Here is a 16,499-nt window from a genome sequence, read left to right on the forward strand (position 1 = left end):
AGTGAGTGATGAATCATAGGCGAATACAAAAAAGACGTGCGGATGGCGAATAAGAAAATCAATCGGTTAGTAACTCAAATTAGAGAAAACCTCGGTTTTTTCCTGTGGCTTACCTTTGGGATTTTCTTATATGTGCTTTTTTTTCAGCCCTTTCCTTTGGACCATTTCGATTTTAATAATCGGTTACTATTTGTCGCTGGCTTTGTAGCTATCATCTTTTTTTTCGTTGTAACTATTCGAAGTGTTTTTCGTGCTATAGCGCAAACCAAATATTCGCAAACGGATGATGAACTCTTATTTTCTTATGCTTGTGGTTTTTTCATTTTTTTGTTGAGCACCACCGCGCTTTCTTTTTATTTGAGGTATGTGGGAAAGGTCGACATATCGTTTTACGTCATTTTTAAATTGGCCCTTATCTGCATGGTCTCGCCGGTTGTTCTAAATATCTTTGATAAATACCAGGATTTGCGGTTTCAGAATACCATCTTATTGAAGGAGAAGGAGAATGTTTTAAAAGAGATTGCGCGCTATGAGAATGATTATTTGACTCAGATGGTTGAGTTTAATTCAGAATACGGCACCGATCAACTAAATTTACCGGTGGCGGAAGTTATTCTGCTTCGATCGGCTGATAACTACGTTGAAATTATATACGGGGAAGGAAATAGCACCAAAAAGAAGCTGATCCGAAATACACTTAAAACGCTGGAAAAACAACTCAGGCCTTTCCCCAATTTTGTTCGTTGCCACCGTACCAGTATTGTTAATACCAACGAAATTGAGAAGCTAAATCGCAAATTCAATAGCCATCAGTTACAATTGCGTCACTTTGATGAACCGGTACCTGTTTCACGTCAGTACCTGTTGAAAATCAGAGAGTCTTTGTAGTTTAGGGGTGAATGGCACCCACCGGACTTTCCTGTTATTAAACCCCTTTTAGCTCGTTTCTCCGTCAAATTCGGTCATTAACCCCTTTTTTATTTAAAGCGCATTGAAATGCAATATCTTTGTGTGTATTGCCGGAACGAGTTATCAATTCCCCATCGAAACAACAAAAACAAAACAGTGTTAGAACACCTGACCTGATGGATGCTGATTCGGCTTTGGAGAATAGTATATGGCTGTAAAAGTAGCTGAATAATAACACTAGAACAGGAGAACATGAAAACAACAATCAGATTTAAAAATACGATTCAACAAGAATTTATCAATGAATTGAGAAAAAAGATATTCGATTATTTTGAGGAAAACCAGATTTCGAAATATGGAAATTCAGGTATGGTATTTAAAACCATTTTCATGTTTTCCTTATACCTCATACCTTATTTCTTAATGGTTTTTTCAGTAGTAACAAATCCATTTGCATTGTTTTTTCTTTTTATATTGATGGGAATTGGGATGTCTGGAATCGGGCTTTCAGTCATGCATGACGCCAACCACAATTCATACTCAAAAAAAGGAACTGTAAATAAGGTATTATCATATTCACTGAATTTTTTAGGCGGCTTTTCACGCACATGGCAATACCAGCATAACACATTGCATCACCATTATACCAATATAGAAGGGCACGATGAAGATATTGATGCCGGAGCAGTTTTGCGGTTGTCACCCAATAGCCCAAGGTATAGTTTTCATCGATTTCAACATTTCTATGCCTGGGTTCTCTATTCCTTAATGACAATTATGTGGACAACAACCAAGGATTTCAGACAACTGTATCGCTATTCAAAGGCTGGTGCATTTAAAGGAAAGAAGAAATCCATCAGCAAACTATTAACTGAGCTGATTCTATCGAAAATCATTTATTACACCTACATGTTGGTAATTCCAATTCTTGTTTTGCCTGTGGCGTGGTGGCTGGTAGTCATTTTTTACTTGAGCATGCACGCTGTGTGTGGATTCATTTTAACGGTTATCTTTCAAACAGCCCACGTTATGCCGTCTTCGGAGTATCCAACGCCGGATAACGAAGGTTCAATAGAAAATAGCTGGGCCATTCATCAACTGTTAACAACGACCAATTACGCACCCAATAACCGGTTGTTCTCGTGGTTTGTCGGGGGGCTGAATTACCAGGTTGAACATCACTTGTTTCCGGCGATTTGCCATGTGCATTACCGGAAAATTTCAGTTTTAGTGGCTGATACAGCAAAGAGCTATAACTTGCCGTATCATGTTCAGCCAAGCTTTTTTTATGCGTTGAGAATGCACTTCAACATGCTCAGAAGGCTAGGGCACTAATTATGCAGGGGTGCAACGTGTTGCAATGAACTAGCCCATGCGGGTATAGAACATCAGGTAGATTAGAAGAAACAAGCTTGTGAAGATTGTATTAACGACTGAAAAAGCATTCCAATTGAGCCAGAGCACCGGTAGAAAAAGCATGGCAAGCTGTGCCCCCAAGTAGAAAAACAACCCTGCTTTTTGCCATTTACGCATTTTAAATACTCCAATGAAGGAGAGCAGACTTAGTGCGGCAAACATCAGGAAATAGAGCGGCGTGATATTGTCCATGCTGGTTATATTGGTAAGCTGAATAACCAGGGCTTTGGTTCGATCGAACATCAAGGCAGCCACACTAAAAAGCAAAAAGCCAGCCAAACCTCCGATCAAACTCAGAAAGGTAGATGCAACGAATAGTAATGGTTGGTTTTCTCGGAGTTGTTGTTTGTTTTGCTTCATAATTTATGAATAACCTTCAGTCCATTTATCTCTTGTTAATTGGAAATCTCAATCAGTTTTCACCGCATTGGCAGCGTGAAATTAAAAAATAAAAAGAAACCTCCATTCAGCTGAGATTTCTTTTGTCTATTTTCAGGTTGGTGAACCTGTTAAGCAGTTCTGGCTTTTGCAAATTTCATAACAAAGGGTTGCACCAAACGTTCAAAATCGGCATATGCCATGCGTATCAGTTCCACATGGGTTCCGGCATTGAAGGCTATTTCTTCATCTTCAGCCAGGCTTTCGGCAACAAAAACCTGCATGTCATAAAGGTTTCCAAAAGGTGGCATTGCTCCAATTTCGCATTCAGGAAAAAATCGTTTAAATTCCATTTCGTTGGCTAACTCAATTGTTTTGGCACCGATTTGCTCTTTCAGAAGGTCGAGGTTTACCATGTACGAAGCCGGCAGTACTGCCATGGCCATCTTTCCGTCTACTTTTACAATAACGGTTTTAGCCAATTCCTTTCCGGGAATGTGTGTGGTTGCGGCAACTCGTTGGGCATTAAATGCCAGCGAATGGCGAATGGTAATGTACTCAATGTTGTAGTGATCCAGATACTTTTTTAGTTTTTCTATTGGCATAACGGTCGTTTTAAATCATTCAGTAAAAACAATCAATAAATCAAGGCATAAAATCAAAGTACGCAGTCGAAGGTAATATCGTAAAGCAAGCAGTAGCTTAGTTGACAACTTACTCTGATAGTTTATACTCCGCAATCCTGAAGAAGGTTACTACTCGAAAAAGGATGATCGTATTGAACTCACAGGCGAAGGTTTTCTCAATGTTAAACGTTCAAAAAAACAGATGTTTGTTAATTTCTAATCGTTTCGGCACGAGATAAAAAGTTTTACCTTTGCACTTTAAATTCGTTATCGAAAATAATTATCAAATGAAACGATCGCAAATTTTGGTATTCTGTTCCCGCTGTTGTTGGGACAAAAAAGAATGACCAGGATTTTCCGGAAGTTCCATCTTATACCCATAAAGTAAACATTTTTAATACGATGAAAAGAGATCAAATTGTATTTGACATTATTGAAAAAGAACGCCAGCGTCAGTTGAGCGGAATTGAATTGATTGCGTCTGAAAACTTTGTTAGCGAGCAAGTCATGGAAGCGATGGGTTCGGTAATGACCAATAAATATGCGGAAGGATATCCGGGCAAACGTTATTATGGCGGCTGTCAGTGTGTTGATATGACTGAGCAATTGGCCATCGACCGGTTGAAAGAAGTTTTTGGCGCAGCATATGCCAATGTGCAACCGCACTCCGGAGCACAGGCAAACGCGGCGGTATTGAGTGTTATTCTTAAGCCGGGCGATAAATTTTTAGGTCTTGATCTCTCTCACGGAGGCCACCTGTCACACGGCTCTCCGGTTAATTCGTCGGGTATTTTATACGAGCCAATTGCATACCATGTAAAAGAAGAAACCGGTTTGGTTGATTACGATGAAATGGAAGCGTTGGCTCGCGAGCACAAACCAAAACTGATTATTGGTGGAGCATCAGCCTATTCGCGCGAATGGGATTATGCCCGCATGCGTAAAATTGCTGATGAAGTGGGGGCGATGTTTATGGTTGACATGGCTCACCCGGCTGGTTTAATCGCTGCCGGATTATTGGAAAATCCCGTAAAGCATGCCCACATTGTAACATCAACAACCCATAAAACATTACGTGGTCCACGTGGAGGTATTATTCTGATGGGTGAAGACTTTGAAAACCCGTTTGGCTTTAAAACGCCGAAAGGGGTGACAAAAATGATGTCGGCCGTATTGGATTTCGCTGTATTTCCCGGACAACAAGGAGGACCACTAGAGCATGTGATTGCTTCGAAAGCGATTTCATTTGGCGAAGCACTTGATCCTTCGTATAAAGAATACCAAACTCAGGTGAAAAAGAATGCAGCCGTTATGGCGCAGGCTTTTGTTGATAAAGGCTACAAAGTAATTTCAGGCGGAACAGACAATCACAGTATGTTGATTGATTTACGGACCAAGTTTCCTGAATTGACAGGGAAAGTTGCTGAAAACACCCTGGTAAAAGCTGATATCACCATCAACAAAAACATGGTTCCTTTCGATAGCCGTTCGCCATTCACAACTTCCGGTTTGCGTGTCGGAACACCAGCCATTACAACTCGTGGTTTGAAAGAAGACCAAATGCCAATTATTGTTGATTTGATTGACGAGGTATTGAGCGATGTTGAGAACGAAGCCGTGATTACATCGGTTCGCGAAAAAGTAAATAAAATGATGAAAGACCTGCCATTATTTGCTTGGTAGTACACTTTCTGACTGAATAATATTGAAAAGGCACTCCAAACGGGTGCCTTTTTTTTGCACTTCTTTTTAGCGGTTTCGCCTGTAGGTATTGGCCGTTGCAAGTTTTCTCAAAAGCGGATGACAAGCTTCTGGAAATATTTTTTCGCTCTCACGTGGCATGGACAGCATGCTGGAAAATTTTTTTCGTTCTCATGTGGCTTGGACAAGCTTCTGGAAAATTTTTTTCGTTCTCACGTGGATTGGACAAGCTTCTGGAAAATATTTTTTGTTCTCACGTGGATTGGACAAGCTTCTGGAAAATTTATTTTGCTCTCATCTGTCGTTGACAAGCTTCTGGAAAATTATTTTTGTCCAAATGAACTGATGAGAAAGTGGTAAATGCTTTCCAGGTAATCTTCGGTGTGTAAAACTTACGTTTAACCCGGGCCGTACGAGTCGTCTATTTCAAATACAGATTACTATCGCCGTAGCTGAGGAAACGGTAGTTGTTGTCGAGCGCGTGCTGATACACCCGTTTCCAGTCGTCGCCCAAATAGGCTGAAATAAGCAAAAGCAAGGTGCTTTGTGGTTGGTGAAAATTGGTAATCATACCGTCAACCAAACGAAACTGATAGCCCGGTACAATAATGATTTGGGTAGAAGCGATTACCACAGGCAGTTCGTTTTGGTCCATATAATCGAGCAAGGCCTGCAACACATCGGCAGCAGGTTCGTGGGCGGCAGCTTCGTAGGGCGACCACTGCTTTACATGCAATTTATCGGGCGCCTGGTGCGGATTCTTCATGATTGATTTGCCCAGCCAGTAAAGGCTTTCCAGCGTGCGAATTGACGTTGTTCCCACCGCAATTCGCTTGCCCTTGTTTTGGAGGAGCTTTTCAATCAACTGCCGCGAAACAACAATTGTTTCCGAGTGCATCTCATGGTCGGCAATGGTAGCCGACTTAACCGGTTTAAACGTTCCGGCACCAACATGCAGCGTCACTTCAGCCAGCGATATTGATTTTTCCTTCAATGATTGAAATACCGCATCGGTAAAGTGCAGCCCCGCTGTTGGAGCAGCCACCGAACCTTTTATTTTCGAATAAATTGTTTGATACCGTTCGTGGTCGCTCGCTTCAGTTTCGCGATGGAGGTAGGGCGGTATGGGTAATATTCCGCAGGCTTCAATCAGCGAGGCAAAGTCAACCGATTGGTCGTTCCAGGTAAATTGAACAACTACATTCCCTTTTTCCTGATTCAACTTTTGGGCAGTGAGCGTAATGGATTTTCCATTCACGTCAACTTCCCGTTCCAATGGCTCTTGCTTCCACTTTTTCAGGTTGCCTACCATGCAGTTCCAGCTACATTGTTGGGTTTGCTGAAACGCGAGCTGATAGTCGGCCGGCAATTCCGGATCAAGACAGAAAATCTCAATCTGTGCCCCCGTTTTTTTCTGAAATGGAAGTCGTGCACGAATAACTCTGGTATTATTCGAAACCAGTAAACTGTTTTCGGGCAAATAATCAGCGATAGAGCGAAAGTTAACATCCGATATCTCACCATTCTTCCAAACGAGTAATTTCGACGCATCGCGCTCGCTCAATGGATATTTCGCAATACGTTCGTCCGGCAAATTGTAATTCAATGCCTGCGCACTTTGATTGAAAACCGGTTTTATCGAAGTTTTTTCGCTCATGGGCGGCAAAAGTACTGAAATATTATTTTCGGTTAAAATAGTTCTTAATTTTGTAGTAAAATATAGCGAACTATGATGAAAGTAGGAGATCGGGTAAAATTTATGAATGATGTCGGTGGTGGTGTTGTGACCAAAGTAGTTAGTAAGTCTTTGGTTAACGTTGAAAATGAAGACGGTTTCGAAATTCCGACTTTAGTGTCCGACTTGGTGCTTGTTGGTGAAGAACAATACGCTAAAAAGCCAAGTGTCGAGCAATTTGCAGCGCAAGCTAATCCGAAAAAGCCAGATCCGGTTGCCGAGCCGGTAAAGGAAGAAGCTGTGCTGATTGAAGGAAATGACAAACCCAATTTTCAGTTGGCCTTTGTGCCTGAAGATAGCCGAAATCCGCTGGAAGGAACCATCAAACTGTACTTGATTAACGATAGCAATTTTTCAGTTTTATATCATTTTTCAGAGTTGAAGGGAAACGAATATAGCTCAAAAGAAGCTGGGGAGTTGGAGCCGAATACCAAGTTGTGGCTGGATTCAATTGCCCAGGTTGATATTGCCGAGCTGCCGGAATATTTCTTTCAGTTGATCTGCTATCGCGAAAAATCCAGTCAGTTGGAACGTCCTGTCGAAGCGTCAGTAAAAATTAACCCGGTGAAGTTCTATAAGTCGGGTAGTTTTACCTCCAACGAGTTTTTTAATGAAAAGGCGATGGTTGTAAGTCTGACCCCAAATCCGATGGAAAAGGTGGTTGAAAACCTGACTGAAAAGGAGGTGAAGAAAGCAGTAAGTGCTAAGGAGCCTGCCCGTAAACGAAAACGAGTTGTTGAAAATACAGATCTGCTTGAAGTTGATTTACATATCCACGAGTTAATTGATGATACCGCCGGACTCTCGAACAAGGAGATGTTGGATTTACAAATGAATCATTTTCATGAGAAAATGGATGAGGCCATTAAAAAGCGAATAAAGAAAGCCGTTTTTATTCATGGGTTGGGAAATGGAACACTCAAGCAGGAAATTCGTCGGGAGCTCACGCATAAGTATAAAAAGTATAACTTTCAGGATGCCAGTTTTCAGGAGTATGGCTATGGGGCAACCATGGTTATTCTGCATAAATAAAATGAGCTGACTAGCATAGTTCAGCGTTTTTCATAATTTTGCAGCGCAGACCGCTCTATCGCTCTTCAATTTATATTGAAGGGAGGAAAGTCCGGGCAACACAGGGCACCATGTTTCTTAATTGGAAGGCGGGCGAAAGCTTGCAGTAGTGTAACAGAAAATAACCACCCCGGCTTGCCGGGGAAAGGGTGAAAAGGTGAGGTAAGAGCTCACCGGTTTCGGAGGTAACTTCGAGAGCCGTACGCCTCGTGGGTTGCAAGACCAAATATATCACGACCAGGAGCGGCCCGTTCCATTTCAACCTGGTTGAAAGTCGTGAGGGGTAGGTTGCTAGATCGTTGCAGTGATGCTGCGGCCAGATAAATGATAGAGGTCTTTGGTCATTTGACGAAGGATACAGAACCCGGCTTACAGGTCTGCGTTTTTTAATTTTTATACAGACAAACTATTTTTTCAATGATATGTTAAAATAGTTTGTCTGTATTTTATACTTTTCGGTCAATAACGAAATCCACTCACTCATGAAAAAGAGTTTACTATTTCTTAGCGCATTATTCTTTGCTGCTACTGTACTTTTTGCTCAGGTAGCTGATACCAATCCAGCACTAACGATTCATTCTAATACCATTATCTCAAGTGGCGACGGTGTTCCCTTTTGGTTGCAAATGAATCAGCAGGGAATGGTCGATGGCTCAGCCCCGGTTCAGGAGCTGTTTATTATGGAGTACGTAAAACAAGCTGACCATAACCTGCAAGATAAATTTCAACTGGCCTATGGAGTGAACTTAGTTGGACAACTATCGGAGAATTCGGCCTTTCATCCGAATGAATACTGGGCGCAGCTGCACTTTAAAAAGTGGTTTTTGCATGCTGGAGCAAAGGCAGAGCCGGTTTTTGCCAATGGCTTATCACTAACAAACGGAAATTTCTATTTGTCGAATAACGCACGTCCATTGCCACGCGTTGGTTTTGGAACAACCGACTTCAAGCTATTTCAAAATGGGTGGTTGAGTAGGTTTGCTTTTGACTTTGAATACAACGAGTATTTGTTAATTGATGACCGAATTGTTGATGATGGGAACTTACACCATAAACGATTGGACGTAAATTATTCAATAACCGACAAGTGGACTCTCTCAGCCGGTTTGGATCATTGGGTTTTTTGGGGTGGTACGTTTACATCCAGCAGCGGCGACTTTAAAATGCCCGGGCTTGAAGATTATTTCAGATATATAACCGGTAGGGTAGGAAGTAGCGATGCTCCGGCAATTGATCGGGCTAATGTGGCGGGAAATCAGCTCGGTCAATACTTGGCGTCGTTGGAGTACAATGGCGAAAGCAATTATCTGAAATTGTATTGGCAACATCCTTGGGAAGATCGCTCTGGTATTCAGCTCGAAAACGCTCCTGATGGTTTGTGGGGGGTGTACTGGAAGCATGTAGCTGATAAACCCTTTATAGAGTCTGCTGTGCTGGAGTATGCCAATACCCGGGATCAAAGTGGGCAACATCACAAATACCATCCGGACCCAAGCCGACCCGATTATGAGATTGGCCAAGGAGAAGATAATTATTTTACGCATGGCGTTTATAAATCGGGTTTTGTGAGCTACGACCGGATGATTGGAATTCCATTATTCATCCCGGTTTTTAATGAGGATGGAATATCGAAAGGCTTTGATAATACCCGGTTTTGGGCAATTCACAATGGCTTAAGTGGGTGGCTTAACAACTCAATCGAATGGAAAACAAAGCTTAGTTATTCGAAGCATTATGGGAGGCACAATGCCGAGTATGCTTCACCTAAAGAGTTTCTTTCGGCGTCAGTTCAGGCGACTTACATATTGCCCAATATTCCTTTGCGGTGTGGTATTCAGCTAGCTTACGATCATGGCTCAATATTACCGTCCGATTTTGGAGCGGCTGTTAAATTGAGCTATTCATTGAAATAATCTACCGGATTATTGTTTTAAGCAAGTCTCTTTTTTGACCTGATAAATTTGAATGGATCTTGGTGAACCGGAATTCCGGTTGATAAAACACGACGGGTAAGCTGAATTTGTTTTGATCTTTTCTTGATAATTTTTTCAGAACGTCTGTGCAAATATCCTATCACTGCGAAACTGATTGCCAGCGTTAAAAGAAAACTTATAGTTGTAGATAAATACGCTTGTGATGAAATGCTCAATGAAACAAAGAATAGCGTGTATAATACCAAAAAACCACTTGCTTGAATATGTTTCATCCCGGAACGAATTAAAATATGATGAATGTGATTCATATCTGCCGAAAAAGGTGAACGCCCCTGATAAAGACGAATAGCAAACACCCGTAAAGTATCGGTAACCGGCACAATGAGTAACGAAAGAATAAAGTTAGGTGCATTGTGAATTCTTACCATCTCGGGAGCAGTCAGGTTAAAGCTTAAAAATTTAATCGCCAAAATACCTAATAAGCATCCTAATACTAACGAGCCAGTATCGCCCATAAATACTTTATTTTCATTTCCCCAAAGGTTAAAGCGTAAAAAGGCTAATAAACTTCCGGCTACCGCAAAACTCAAAATGGTGTATGCAAAGTGTCCGGTTATCAGAAACCATACGCCCAGTACTGATGAAACTAAGATTGTGATTGAAGCTGCAAGCCCATCAATCCCATCAATTAAATTTATCGCATTGATAAGAAAAAGTAGAAGCATAAATGAAATCGGAGCACTCATCCAAATACTAATCTGATTGAGGTAAAATAAGTTAGATAGGCTGCTGATTTGCACATTGCCCATGAAAACCAAAATGCCGGCGGCTAGTACCTGAATCAATAATTTTTTCATCGGAGCAATGATCAGGATATCGTCTTTCAGTCCGATGAAAAATAACATGATGAGCGCAGCAAATATGTATCTGAATTCGGGAAACTCAATCTGTCCGATAAATAAGATCGAACTTAAGGTTATCCCAATGAAAATACTGACACCGCCTAATGTCGGAATAACAGTTTTGTTTAATTTTCGTGAATTAGGTACGTCAAATAATTTTTTTTCTTGTGAAATACGTACAATTGGGGGAATGCATACATAAGTGATGAAAAAGCTTATTGTGATTGTGCAGAATATGTAGAATAAGTATTGTTCCATAATCAGATGGTTTAATGCAAAAGTAATACCTTAATATGTTTGTCAGCAGGTTTTAATATTATTAAAATGTTTCCTTTTGTCTCTTTTTTTATTATAGTGATGCGTAATTGTTTGTTATTCTATTGTTTATGAGCTCTTCTGAAAAACTTCTATCGATTAGCAAGATTAGATCAAGTAACTTTGTTGCGGGTGAAAACGACCGTGTCGAACAAATGTTGTATATAGATTGCTTTCATTTTTTGTTTAATGATTATTTTTGACGCTGGATAAATTGGAATTAGGATTATTATTAAACATGATGGTACTTTTAAATAATAGTTGCGTTAGCTAATTATATTTTTTTTGTTATGCTGAAAAAGGGGGATTACAAATGGCATGCCGTTTATGTCAAATCGCGTGCTGAGAAAAGATCATTCGAAGACATAGTATCTATAGGTATAGATGCCTATTTGCCACTTAAAATATCGAAGAAAAAATGGAGCGATCGGATTAAAGTTGTAGAAGAACCTCTTATTCGGGGCTATCTGTTTGTAAAGGTCAGTAATCGGGAGTATGTTAAGGTTTTACAAGCTTCCGGGGTTGTCGCTTATGTTAGTTTTGGAGGAACGCGAGCCGAGATTCCAGAAAAGCAAATTCAGGATTTAAGAGTATTTCTGGAAAAACTTAATGATGCTGTACAAGTTACCAATGAAAACCTGACTAAGGGCCATAAAGTGAAGGTTTTGAGTGGCCCGTTGGAAGGAATGGAAGGAGAGATCTCAGAGATCAAAGGTCGAAAAAGAATCGGTATGCGTTTTGAATCGCTAGGATGCTCTGTTTTTGCTGATGTTCCAATTGAACTCGTTGAAAAAGTTGAATCAATAAAATAGGTTTTATATCTTTAACTTGTTAATAACGAACTTATATAGGGCGATTCCGATTAATACACCCGAGATGTTGGCGCAGATATCAAGCAGGGAAAAATGCCTGCCTAAACGCATGGTAATTTGAAGAAATTCCATAAAAACACCCCAGCCAATAATAAACAAGTAAAGCTTCCAACGTTCGATATTCGTTTTCACATGAAAGGTCCACAAGACTAGGAGAGAGAATAGAAAGTACATCATCATGTGAATTAACTTGTCGGCTCCCGGGAATAATGGCACCTTGGGAAAGTCGTCAATTGGTAATAAAGACAGTAAGACAATGATGCCTAGGTAGAGGAGTGATATTAGCAGTCTTATCTCGAATGAAAATAAGCTGAAGATTTTTTTTATTATTTTGTTGTCGATTGCTACTTCCTTCATTTTTTGATGAGTTGATTTTTTCAAATTGATAACTTTTTTTTCAATATGATAAAGTTTAGGGGTGGTGGTCGAAATTGCTATTTTCGATTAATTTAGATTCAAAGAAACAAATTTATGCTTATTATGGTTGAAACATCGTTGTCATGTTTCAGTTATCAAATTATTAATACAAAAATCATTCATGAAAGCTGCTTCACTAAAAGAATTAAGAGATGAACTAAAAATCTATTCTCCAGAAGATTTACAATCGTTATGCATCAGATTAGCAAAATATAAAAAAGATAATAAAGAATTGCTTAGTTATTTATTGTTCGAAGCTGATGATGAAGCAGCATATATTCAGTCTGTAAAAAATGAGATTGATAGCGGTTTTGAAAGTATGAATCGGAAAAACACTTATTTGATTAAAAAGAGCTTGCGCAAAATACTAAAAGATACGACCAAGTACATCAAGTACTCGGGAATTAAAACCACCGAACTGGATTTATTGATCTATTACTGTCGCAAAATTAGAACCTCGAAAATTCCTCTCAACAGGAGTTTAGCATTGCGGAATATTTATGCTCGTCAGGTTGTCAAGATTGAGAGCTTGCTTAAGAAGCTCCATGAAGATATTCAATTCGACTATCAGGATGATGTTCGGTTTTTGAAAGCATAAAAAAAGACGAAGCGTTTAAAACTTCGTCTTTGAATATCAATTGTTGTTTTCGATTAATCGTATTGATGTTCTCCTTCCGCAGGACCACAATCGCAGTCACAATCCAGCCCTTTTTCGTACTGTTCAAGCGCTCTTAAACTCATTCCCATGGATGAGAATCCTCCATCGTGGAAAAGGTTTTGCATGGTTACTTTCTTCGTTAAATCGGAGAAAAGAGTAATGCAGTAATTTGCACACTCGTCACCTGTTGCATTCCCAAGCGGCGACATACGCTCACCAAAGTCAAGCAGTTTGTCCATTCCCTTTACACCGCTACCGGCAGTGGTTACTGTTGGCGATTGCGAAATGGTGTTGATGCGCACATTACGTTCACGTCCGTAGATATAGCCAAAACTACGTCCGATTGACTCCAGCAATGATTTAGCATCAGCCATATCGTTATACCCATAAAAAGTACGCTGTGCTGCGACATAAGAAAGGGCAACCACAGATCCCCATTCATTAATTGCGTCTAACTTGCGTGAAACCTGAAGTACTTTGTGGAATGAAATCGCTGAGATATCAAGCGTCTTTTCGAGATAGCTGTAATCAAGGTCACTATAGTGGCGTCCTTTTCTAACATTGGGCGACATCCCTATTGAGTGTAAAACAAAATCAATTTTACCACCAAGGACTTCCATTGATTTTTTTACAAGGTTTTCAAGTTCTTCAACATTGGTGGCATCTGCAGGAATTAACTCTGCACCACATTTTTCAGCTAGTTTAGCTGTGTCTCCCATTCGTAAGGCAATGGAAGTATTAGTAAGTGTGAAGGTTGCTCCTTCTTCGTGGGCTCTTTCAGCTACTTTCCATGCAATGGAGTCAGCATTTAAAGCACCAAAAATAATTCCCTTTTTACCTTTAAGTAAATTATAAGCCATGATTTTAAATTTATGAGTAAAACAACTCTCGTTTAAAATGGTTGTAAAAAATTATCATACAACAAAAAACCGGCTTTTGCCGGCTGATTTGATTTTTAAATCTTTTCTATGTAGCTGACAGGGAGCCATCCCTGATTGCCATCAGCTATTCGAACCTCTCTCCAGTTTCCTAAACTGTCTTTTATTTCCACCTTTAGCCCTTCGTGAATCAAGAATAAATCTGTACCACTTTCCGATGGCGAACTTTTAACAGTTACACTAGGTTGAGTAATTATGGCAAAATTGTGGCTCTTCATTCGGTTTTTCTGCCGGGCGGCAAAGTTATAACTAAAAATTGAAATGCCTATAATAAAAATGCCCAGCCAAAAAGAGAGACGTTTTATCGCTATTGTCCGGGTAAAAAGAAATAGTCCGGCTAGAATTAGAACTAAGATAAATGAACTAATGCTGATTTTTGCCCATCCATCAGTCGAAAACTGATTGGCAATATTGTTCCACCATCGAACAAAAAATACTTTAGGAAGTGGATCAATGGCATCAACAACATGCTGATTGGCCAGTTCGAGGTTGAATTGAATATCTTCATCGTTTGGTGCCAATAATTTGGCACGTTCGTAGTTGATGATTGCCTGGGTAACCTGACCGGATTTAAAGTATGCATTGCCCAGGTTGAAATAAACTTCGGCTGACTCTAAATTACCATTGAGAATCTCGTTATATGCTTCAATGGCCTGATCGTATTCCTGACTCGTATAATGCTCATTTGCTTTTTCGAGTAAACTTTGCTGAGCGAGGGCATTCAACGAAAAGAATAGAATGAATATGATTTGAAAAAATGTTTTCATTGTTTTTTCTATTAACGAATTTGTCTTTCCAATTTCCCCATTAAGCCGGCGGCTTTATCGTACAGTTCTGTTTTGGTCGATTCAACTGCACTTGGTGCATATCGGGCGTATTCGCACGTGTCGACAATATGAATAAAGTCGGTGATTACCTCTGGTGAAACCTGACGTTTTTCCAGTGATTCCGAAGCATTTTGTCGGTTCATATCAGCAAGCGGAATACTTAATTTATCACTCAGATATCCCCAGAAAGCTTTTAAAACGGACTCGTAGAAAGCCTCGTCGTTGTTATTTTTTAAATGACCAGCAGCAACTTTCAAGTGCTTACGAGCCACTTTATTGGCTTTTTTGTTTCGAACAAGTTGCATGTTGGAATTCTCTTTCAGCTTTTTACGATATACCAAGGCAATCACAGTAAAAAGCAGTGCAGCACCCAAATAAAGCAAGTAAAACGCCAAACTTCCGAAGAACGATGATTCCTTAGGCTTCAGTTTATACTGACCTTGTTTTATAAAGCGAATGTCTTTTCCAATGAAGCGAACATCTTCTTTCGAATACGCACTGGTAACCGTTGTATTTTGGTCATCGTTTCCTTTTTCTACCTGAAGGGTAAACTCTTTGGACTGAGCGTATTCAAAACTCCGACTAACCGGGTTAAAGCTGGCAAATTTAACAGGCGGAATAGAATATTCGCCTGCAAAACGCGGAATAAACAAATATTCAAACGTTTTGCTTCCGGTTAATCCGCCGTTCGATGTATTTAAATTCTCACTGGTTTTCGGGTCGTAAACTTCAAAATCAGCCGGGAATTCAACTTTCGGAGCATCAATCAGGCGCAGATTTCCGCTTCCCGAAATGGTAATCTTCAAAGTCGCTGCTTCGTTCGATTTAAGCTGATTTTTATCCAACGAAGCCGAAAACTTCAAATTACCAACGCCGCCGGTAAAGCTTGCTGGTTCTGAAGGAAGGTTTTTAACATTGATTGAAACCGGAGGGCTAACCACTTTAGCCTGAATGTTTCGGTAATTATCAAAAAAATCGTCGAAGAAGCTTCGCTGCTGGCGAATGCGCTGACGCACCAAACAGGTGATTTCAAAAGGATCGATGGTGATTTTTCCGGTTTGCTGTGGAAAAAGGATGGTTTTCTTCAATACGCCAACCTGGTAGATCTTGTTGTTGTATACTTCTCGTGTAAAGCTGATTTGATTTGGAATGTTAATCTCCTGTGTCCAAAACCCGGCGTAGGAGGGGAGTTTCACATCATCGAAATTAGTGATTGGCACATCGGGTGCAACGTAAATTTTAACAGTCGCTATAATTTGTTCGCCCTTAAAAACGTTGCGTTTATCCAGATCCACTTTCACAAAGAGGTCATCTTTATCGATAGAACCACTGGCAGTGGTTGACGATTGCTGCTGTTGACTGTTTGTGGAACTTTGTGGCTTTTGTCCCTTGACTACCTGAATGCTCAATTCATTGGATTCATATACTTTCCCATCAACTTTAATGGATGCAGGACGAATTGTGAATTTGCCTTCTTCCTTAGCACGTAAAATAAAAATATAAGAAAAGCTGACCGATTGAGTCGTCTGTCCGTTAATGATTTGCACACTCGAACTTTGCGAGGTGGATGGCCCCATTAAAACATCAAAATTAGATATGTCGGGTAATTGCAAATCGGTCCCACGTTCGTTTAGTGTGAATGATAAACGAAACTGTTCACCTACTGAGACCACATTGGGTCCCGACATGGTAAATTTTACGCTGTCGGCATCGGCGAAAAATGCCGGAATGAGAAGCAATAGTGTTACAATAAATTTTTTAATCATCTTGCTTAATTATGCTCGATTGAAATTTTTGCTA

At 40.2% G+C, this 16,499-nt stretch carries 15 protein-coding genes and 1 other RNA gene; 8 read left to right on the plus strand and 8 right to left on the minus strand.

The features are described 5' to 3' along the window. Positions 1-42 precede the first annotated feature (42 nt). Both GR929_RS01230 and GR929_RS01235 read left to right on the plus strand, forming a co-directional pair. Positions 43-888 carry a LytTR family DNA-binding domain-containing protein gene (locus GR929_RS01230; RefSeq protein WP_159517091.1) on the plus strand — a complete coding sequence of 282 codons (846 nt, stop codon included), beginning with the start codon at positions 43-45 and terminating at the stop codon, positions 886-888. A gap of 273 nt (positions 889-1,161) precedes the next feature. Then, positions 1,162-2,244: a fatty acid desaturase family protein gene (locus GR929_RS01235; protein WP_159517092.1), complete on the plus strand. Its 1,083-nt coding sequence runs from the start codon at positions 1,162-1,164 to the stop codon at positions 2,242-2,244. A gap of 30 nt (positions 2,245-2,274) precedes the next feature. On the opposite strand, the gene GR929_RS01240 is transcribed toward GR929_RS01235, so the two are convergent. Next, the gene (locus tag GR929_RS01240; RefSeq protein WP_159517093.1) at positions 2,275-2,685 is read right to left on the minus strand and encodes a hypothetical protein; all 411 of its coding nucleotides are present in this window, start codon (positions 2,683-2,685) and stop codon (positions 2,275-2,277) included. Between the two features lie 149 nt (positions 2,686-2,834). Beyond that, on the minus strand, positions 2,835-3,308 hold the full coding sequence (locus tag GR929_RS01245) for an aminoacyl-tRNA deacylase (RefSeq protein ID WP_159517094.1): 474 nt from the start codon (positions 3,306-3,308) through the stop codon (positions 2,835-2,837). Positions 3,309-3,731: 423 nt separating this feature from the next. On the opposite strand from GR929_RS01245, the gene glyA reads away from it, so the two are divergent. After that, positions 3,732-5,012 carry a serine hydroxymethyltransferase gene (gene glyA, locus GR929_RS01250; RefSeq protein WP_159517095.1) on the plus strand — a complete coding sequence of 427 codons (1,281 nt, stop codon included), beginning with the start codon at positions 3,732-3,734 and terminating at the stop codon, positions 5,010-5,012. Between the two features lie 439 nt (positions 5,013-5,451). Here glyA and GR929_RS01255 read toward each other — a convergent pair whose 3' ends face one another. Then, positions 5,452-6,687: an S-adenosylmethionine:tRNA ribosyltransferase-isomerase gene (locus tag GR929_RS01255; RefSeq protein ID WP_159517096.1), complete on the minus strand. Its 1,236-nt coding sequence runs from the start codon at positions 6,685-6,687 to the stop codon at positions 5,452-5,454. Positions 6,688-6,759: 72 nt separating this feature from the next. On the opposite strand from GR929_RS01255, the gene GR929_RS01260 reads away from it, so the two are divergent. The 3 genes from GR929_RS01260 to GR929_RS01270 all read left to right on the plus strand — a co-directional run bounded on the left by GR929_RS01260 (position 6,760) and on the right by GR929_RS01270 (position 9,749). Beyond that, positions 6,760-7,797, plus strand: coding sequence for a Smr/MutS family protein (locus GR929_RS01260; protein WP_159517097.1), 1,038 nt, complete (start codon positions 6,760-6,762; stop codon positions 7,795-7,797). A gap of 42 nt (positions 7,798-7,839) precedes the next feature. Next, positions 7,840-8,224: RNase P RNA component class A (rnpB, locus tag GR929_RS01265), an RNA gene on the plus strand. Positions 8,225-8,318: 94 nt separating this feature from the next. Further along, positions 8,319-9,749 carry a capsule assembly Wzi family protein gene (locus GR929_RS01270; protein WP_159517098.1) on the plus strand — a complete coding sequence of 477 codons (1,431 nt, stop codon included), beginning with the start codon at positions 8,319-8,321 and terminating at the stop codon, positions 9,747-9,749. A gap of 17 nt (positions 9,750-9,766) precedes the next feature. On the opposite strand, the gene GR929_RS01275 is transcribed toward GR929_RS01270, so the two are convergent. Next, positions 9,767-10,930 carry a glycosyltransferase family 4 protein gene (locus GR929_RS01275; RefSeq protein WP_159517099.1) on the minus strand — a complete coding sequence of 388 codons (1,164 nt, stop codon included), beginning with the start codon at positions 10,928-10,930 and terminating at the stop codon, positions 9,767-9,769. 347 nt (positions 10,931-11,277) lie between these two features. Between GR929_RS01275 and GR929_RS01280 the strand changes: the two genes are divergently transcribed. Continuing rightward, entirely contained in the window at positions 11,278-11,799 is a 522-nt protein-coding gene (locus tag GR929_RS01280; RefSeq protein WP_159517100.1) for a UpxY family transcription antiterminator, read from the plus strand. A gap of 3 nt (positions 11,800-11,802) precedes the next feature. Here GR929_RS01280 and GR929_RS01285 read toward each other — a convergent pair whose 3' ends face one another. Further along, positions 11,803-12,216 carry a VanZ family protein gene (locus GR929_RS01285; protein WP_159517101.1) on the minus strand — a complete coding sequence of 138 codons (414 nt, stop codon included), beginning with the start codon at positions 12,214-12,216 and terminating at the stop codon, positions 11,803-11,805. A gap of 181 nt (positions 12,217-12,397) precedes the next feature. On the opposite strand from GR929_RS01285, the gene GR929_RS01290 reads away from it, so the two are divergent. Next, positions 12,398-12,874 (plus strand): hypothetical protein, encoded by a 477-nt coding sequence (locus GR929_RS01290; protein ID WP_159517102.1) that lies wholly within the window; start codon positions 12,398-12,400, stop codon positions 12,872-12,874. A gap of 53 nt (positions 12,875-12,927) precedes the next feature. Here GR929_RS01290 and GR929_RS01295 read toward each other — a convergent pair whose 3' ends face one another. The 3 genes from GR929_RS01295 to GR929_RS01305 form a co-directional block, all read right to left on the minus strand. Beyond that, the gene (locus GR929_RS01295; RefSeq protein WP_159517103.1) at positions 12,928-13,794 is read right to left on the minus strand and encodes an enoyl-ACP reductase FabI; all 867 of its coding nucleotides are present in this window, start codon (positions 13,792-13,794) and stop codon (positions 12,928-12,930) included. A 95-nt stretch (positions 13,795-13,889) separates the two neighbouring features. After that, positions 13,890-14,639: a tetratricopeptide repeat protein gene (locus GR929_RS01300; RefSeq protein ID WP_159517104.1), complete on the minus strand. Its 750-nt coding sequence runs from the start codon at positions 14,637-14,639 to the stop codon at positions 13,890-13,892. Positions 14,640-14,650: 11 nt separating this feature from the next. Further along, positions 14,651-16,465, minus strand: a complete 1,815-nt coding sequence (locus GR929_RS01305) for a BatD family protein (RefSeq protein WP_159517105.1) — start codon at positions 16,463-16,465, stop codon at positions 14,651-14,653. Between the last annotated feature and the right edge of the window lie 34 nt (positions 16,466-16,499).

This window comes from Sunxiuqinia indica (assembly GCF_009847015.1).
GTDB lineage: Bacteria > Bacteroidota > Bacteroidia > Bacteroidales > Prolixibacteraceae > Sunxiuqinia > Sunxiuqinia indica.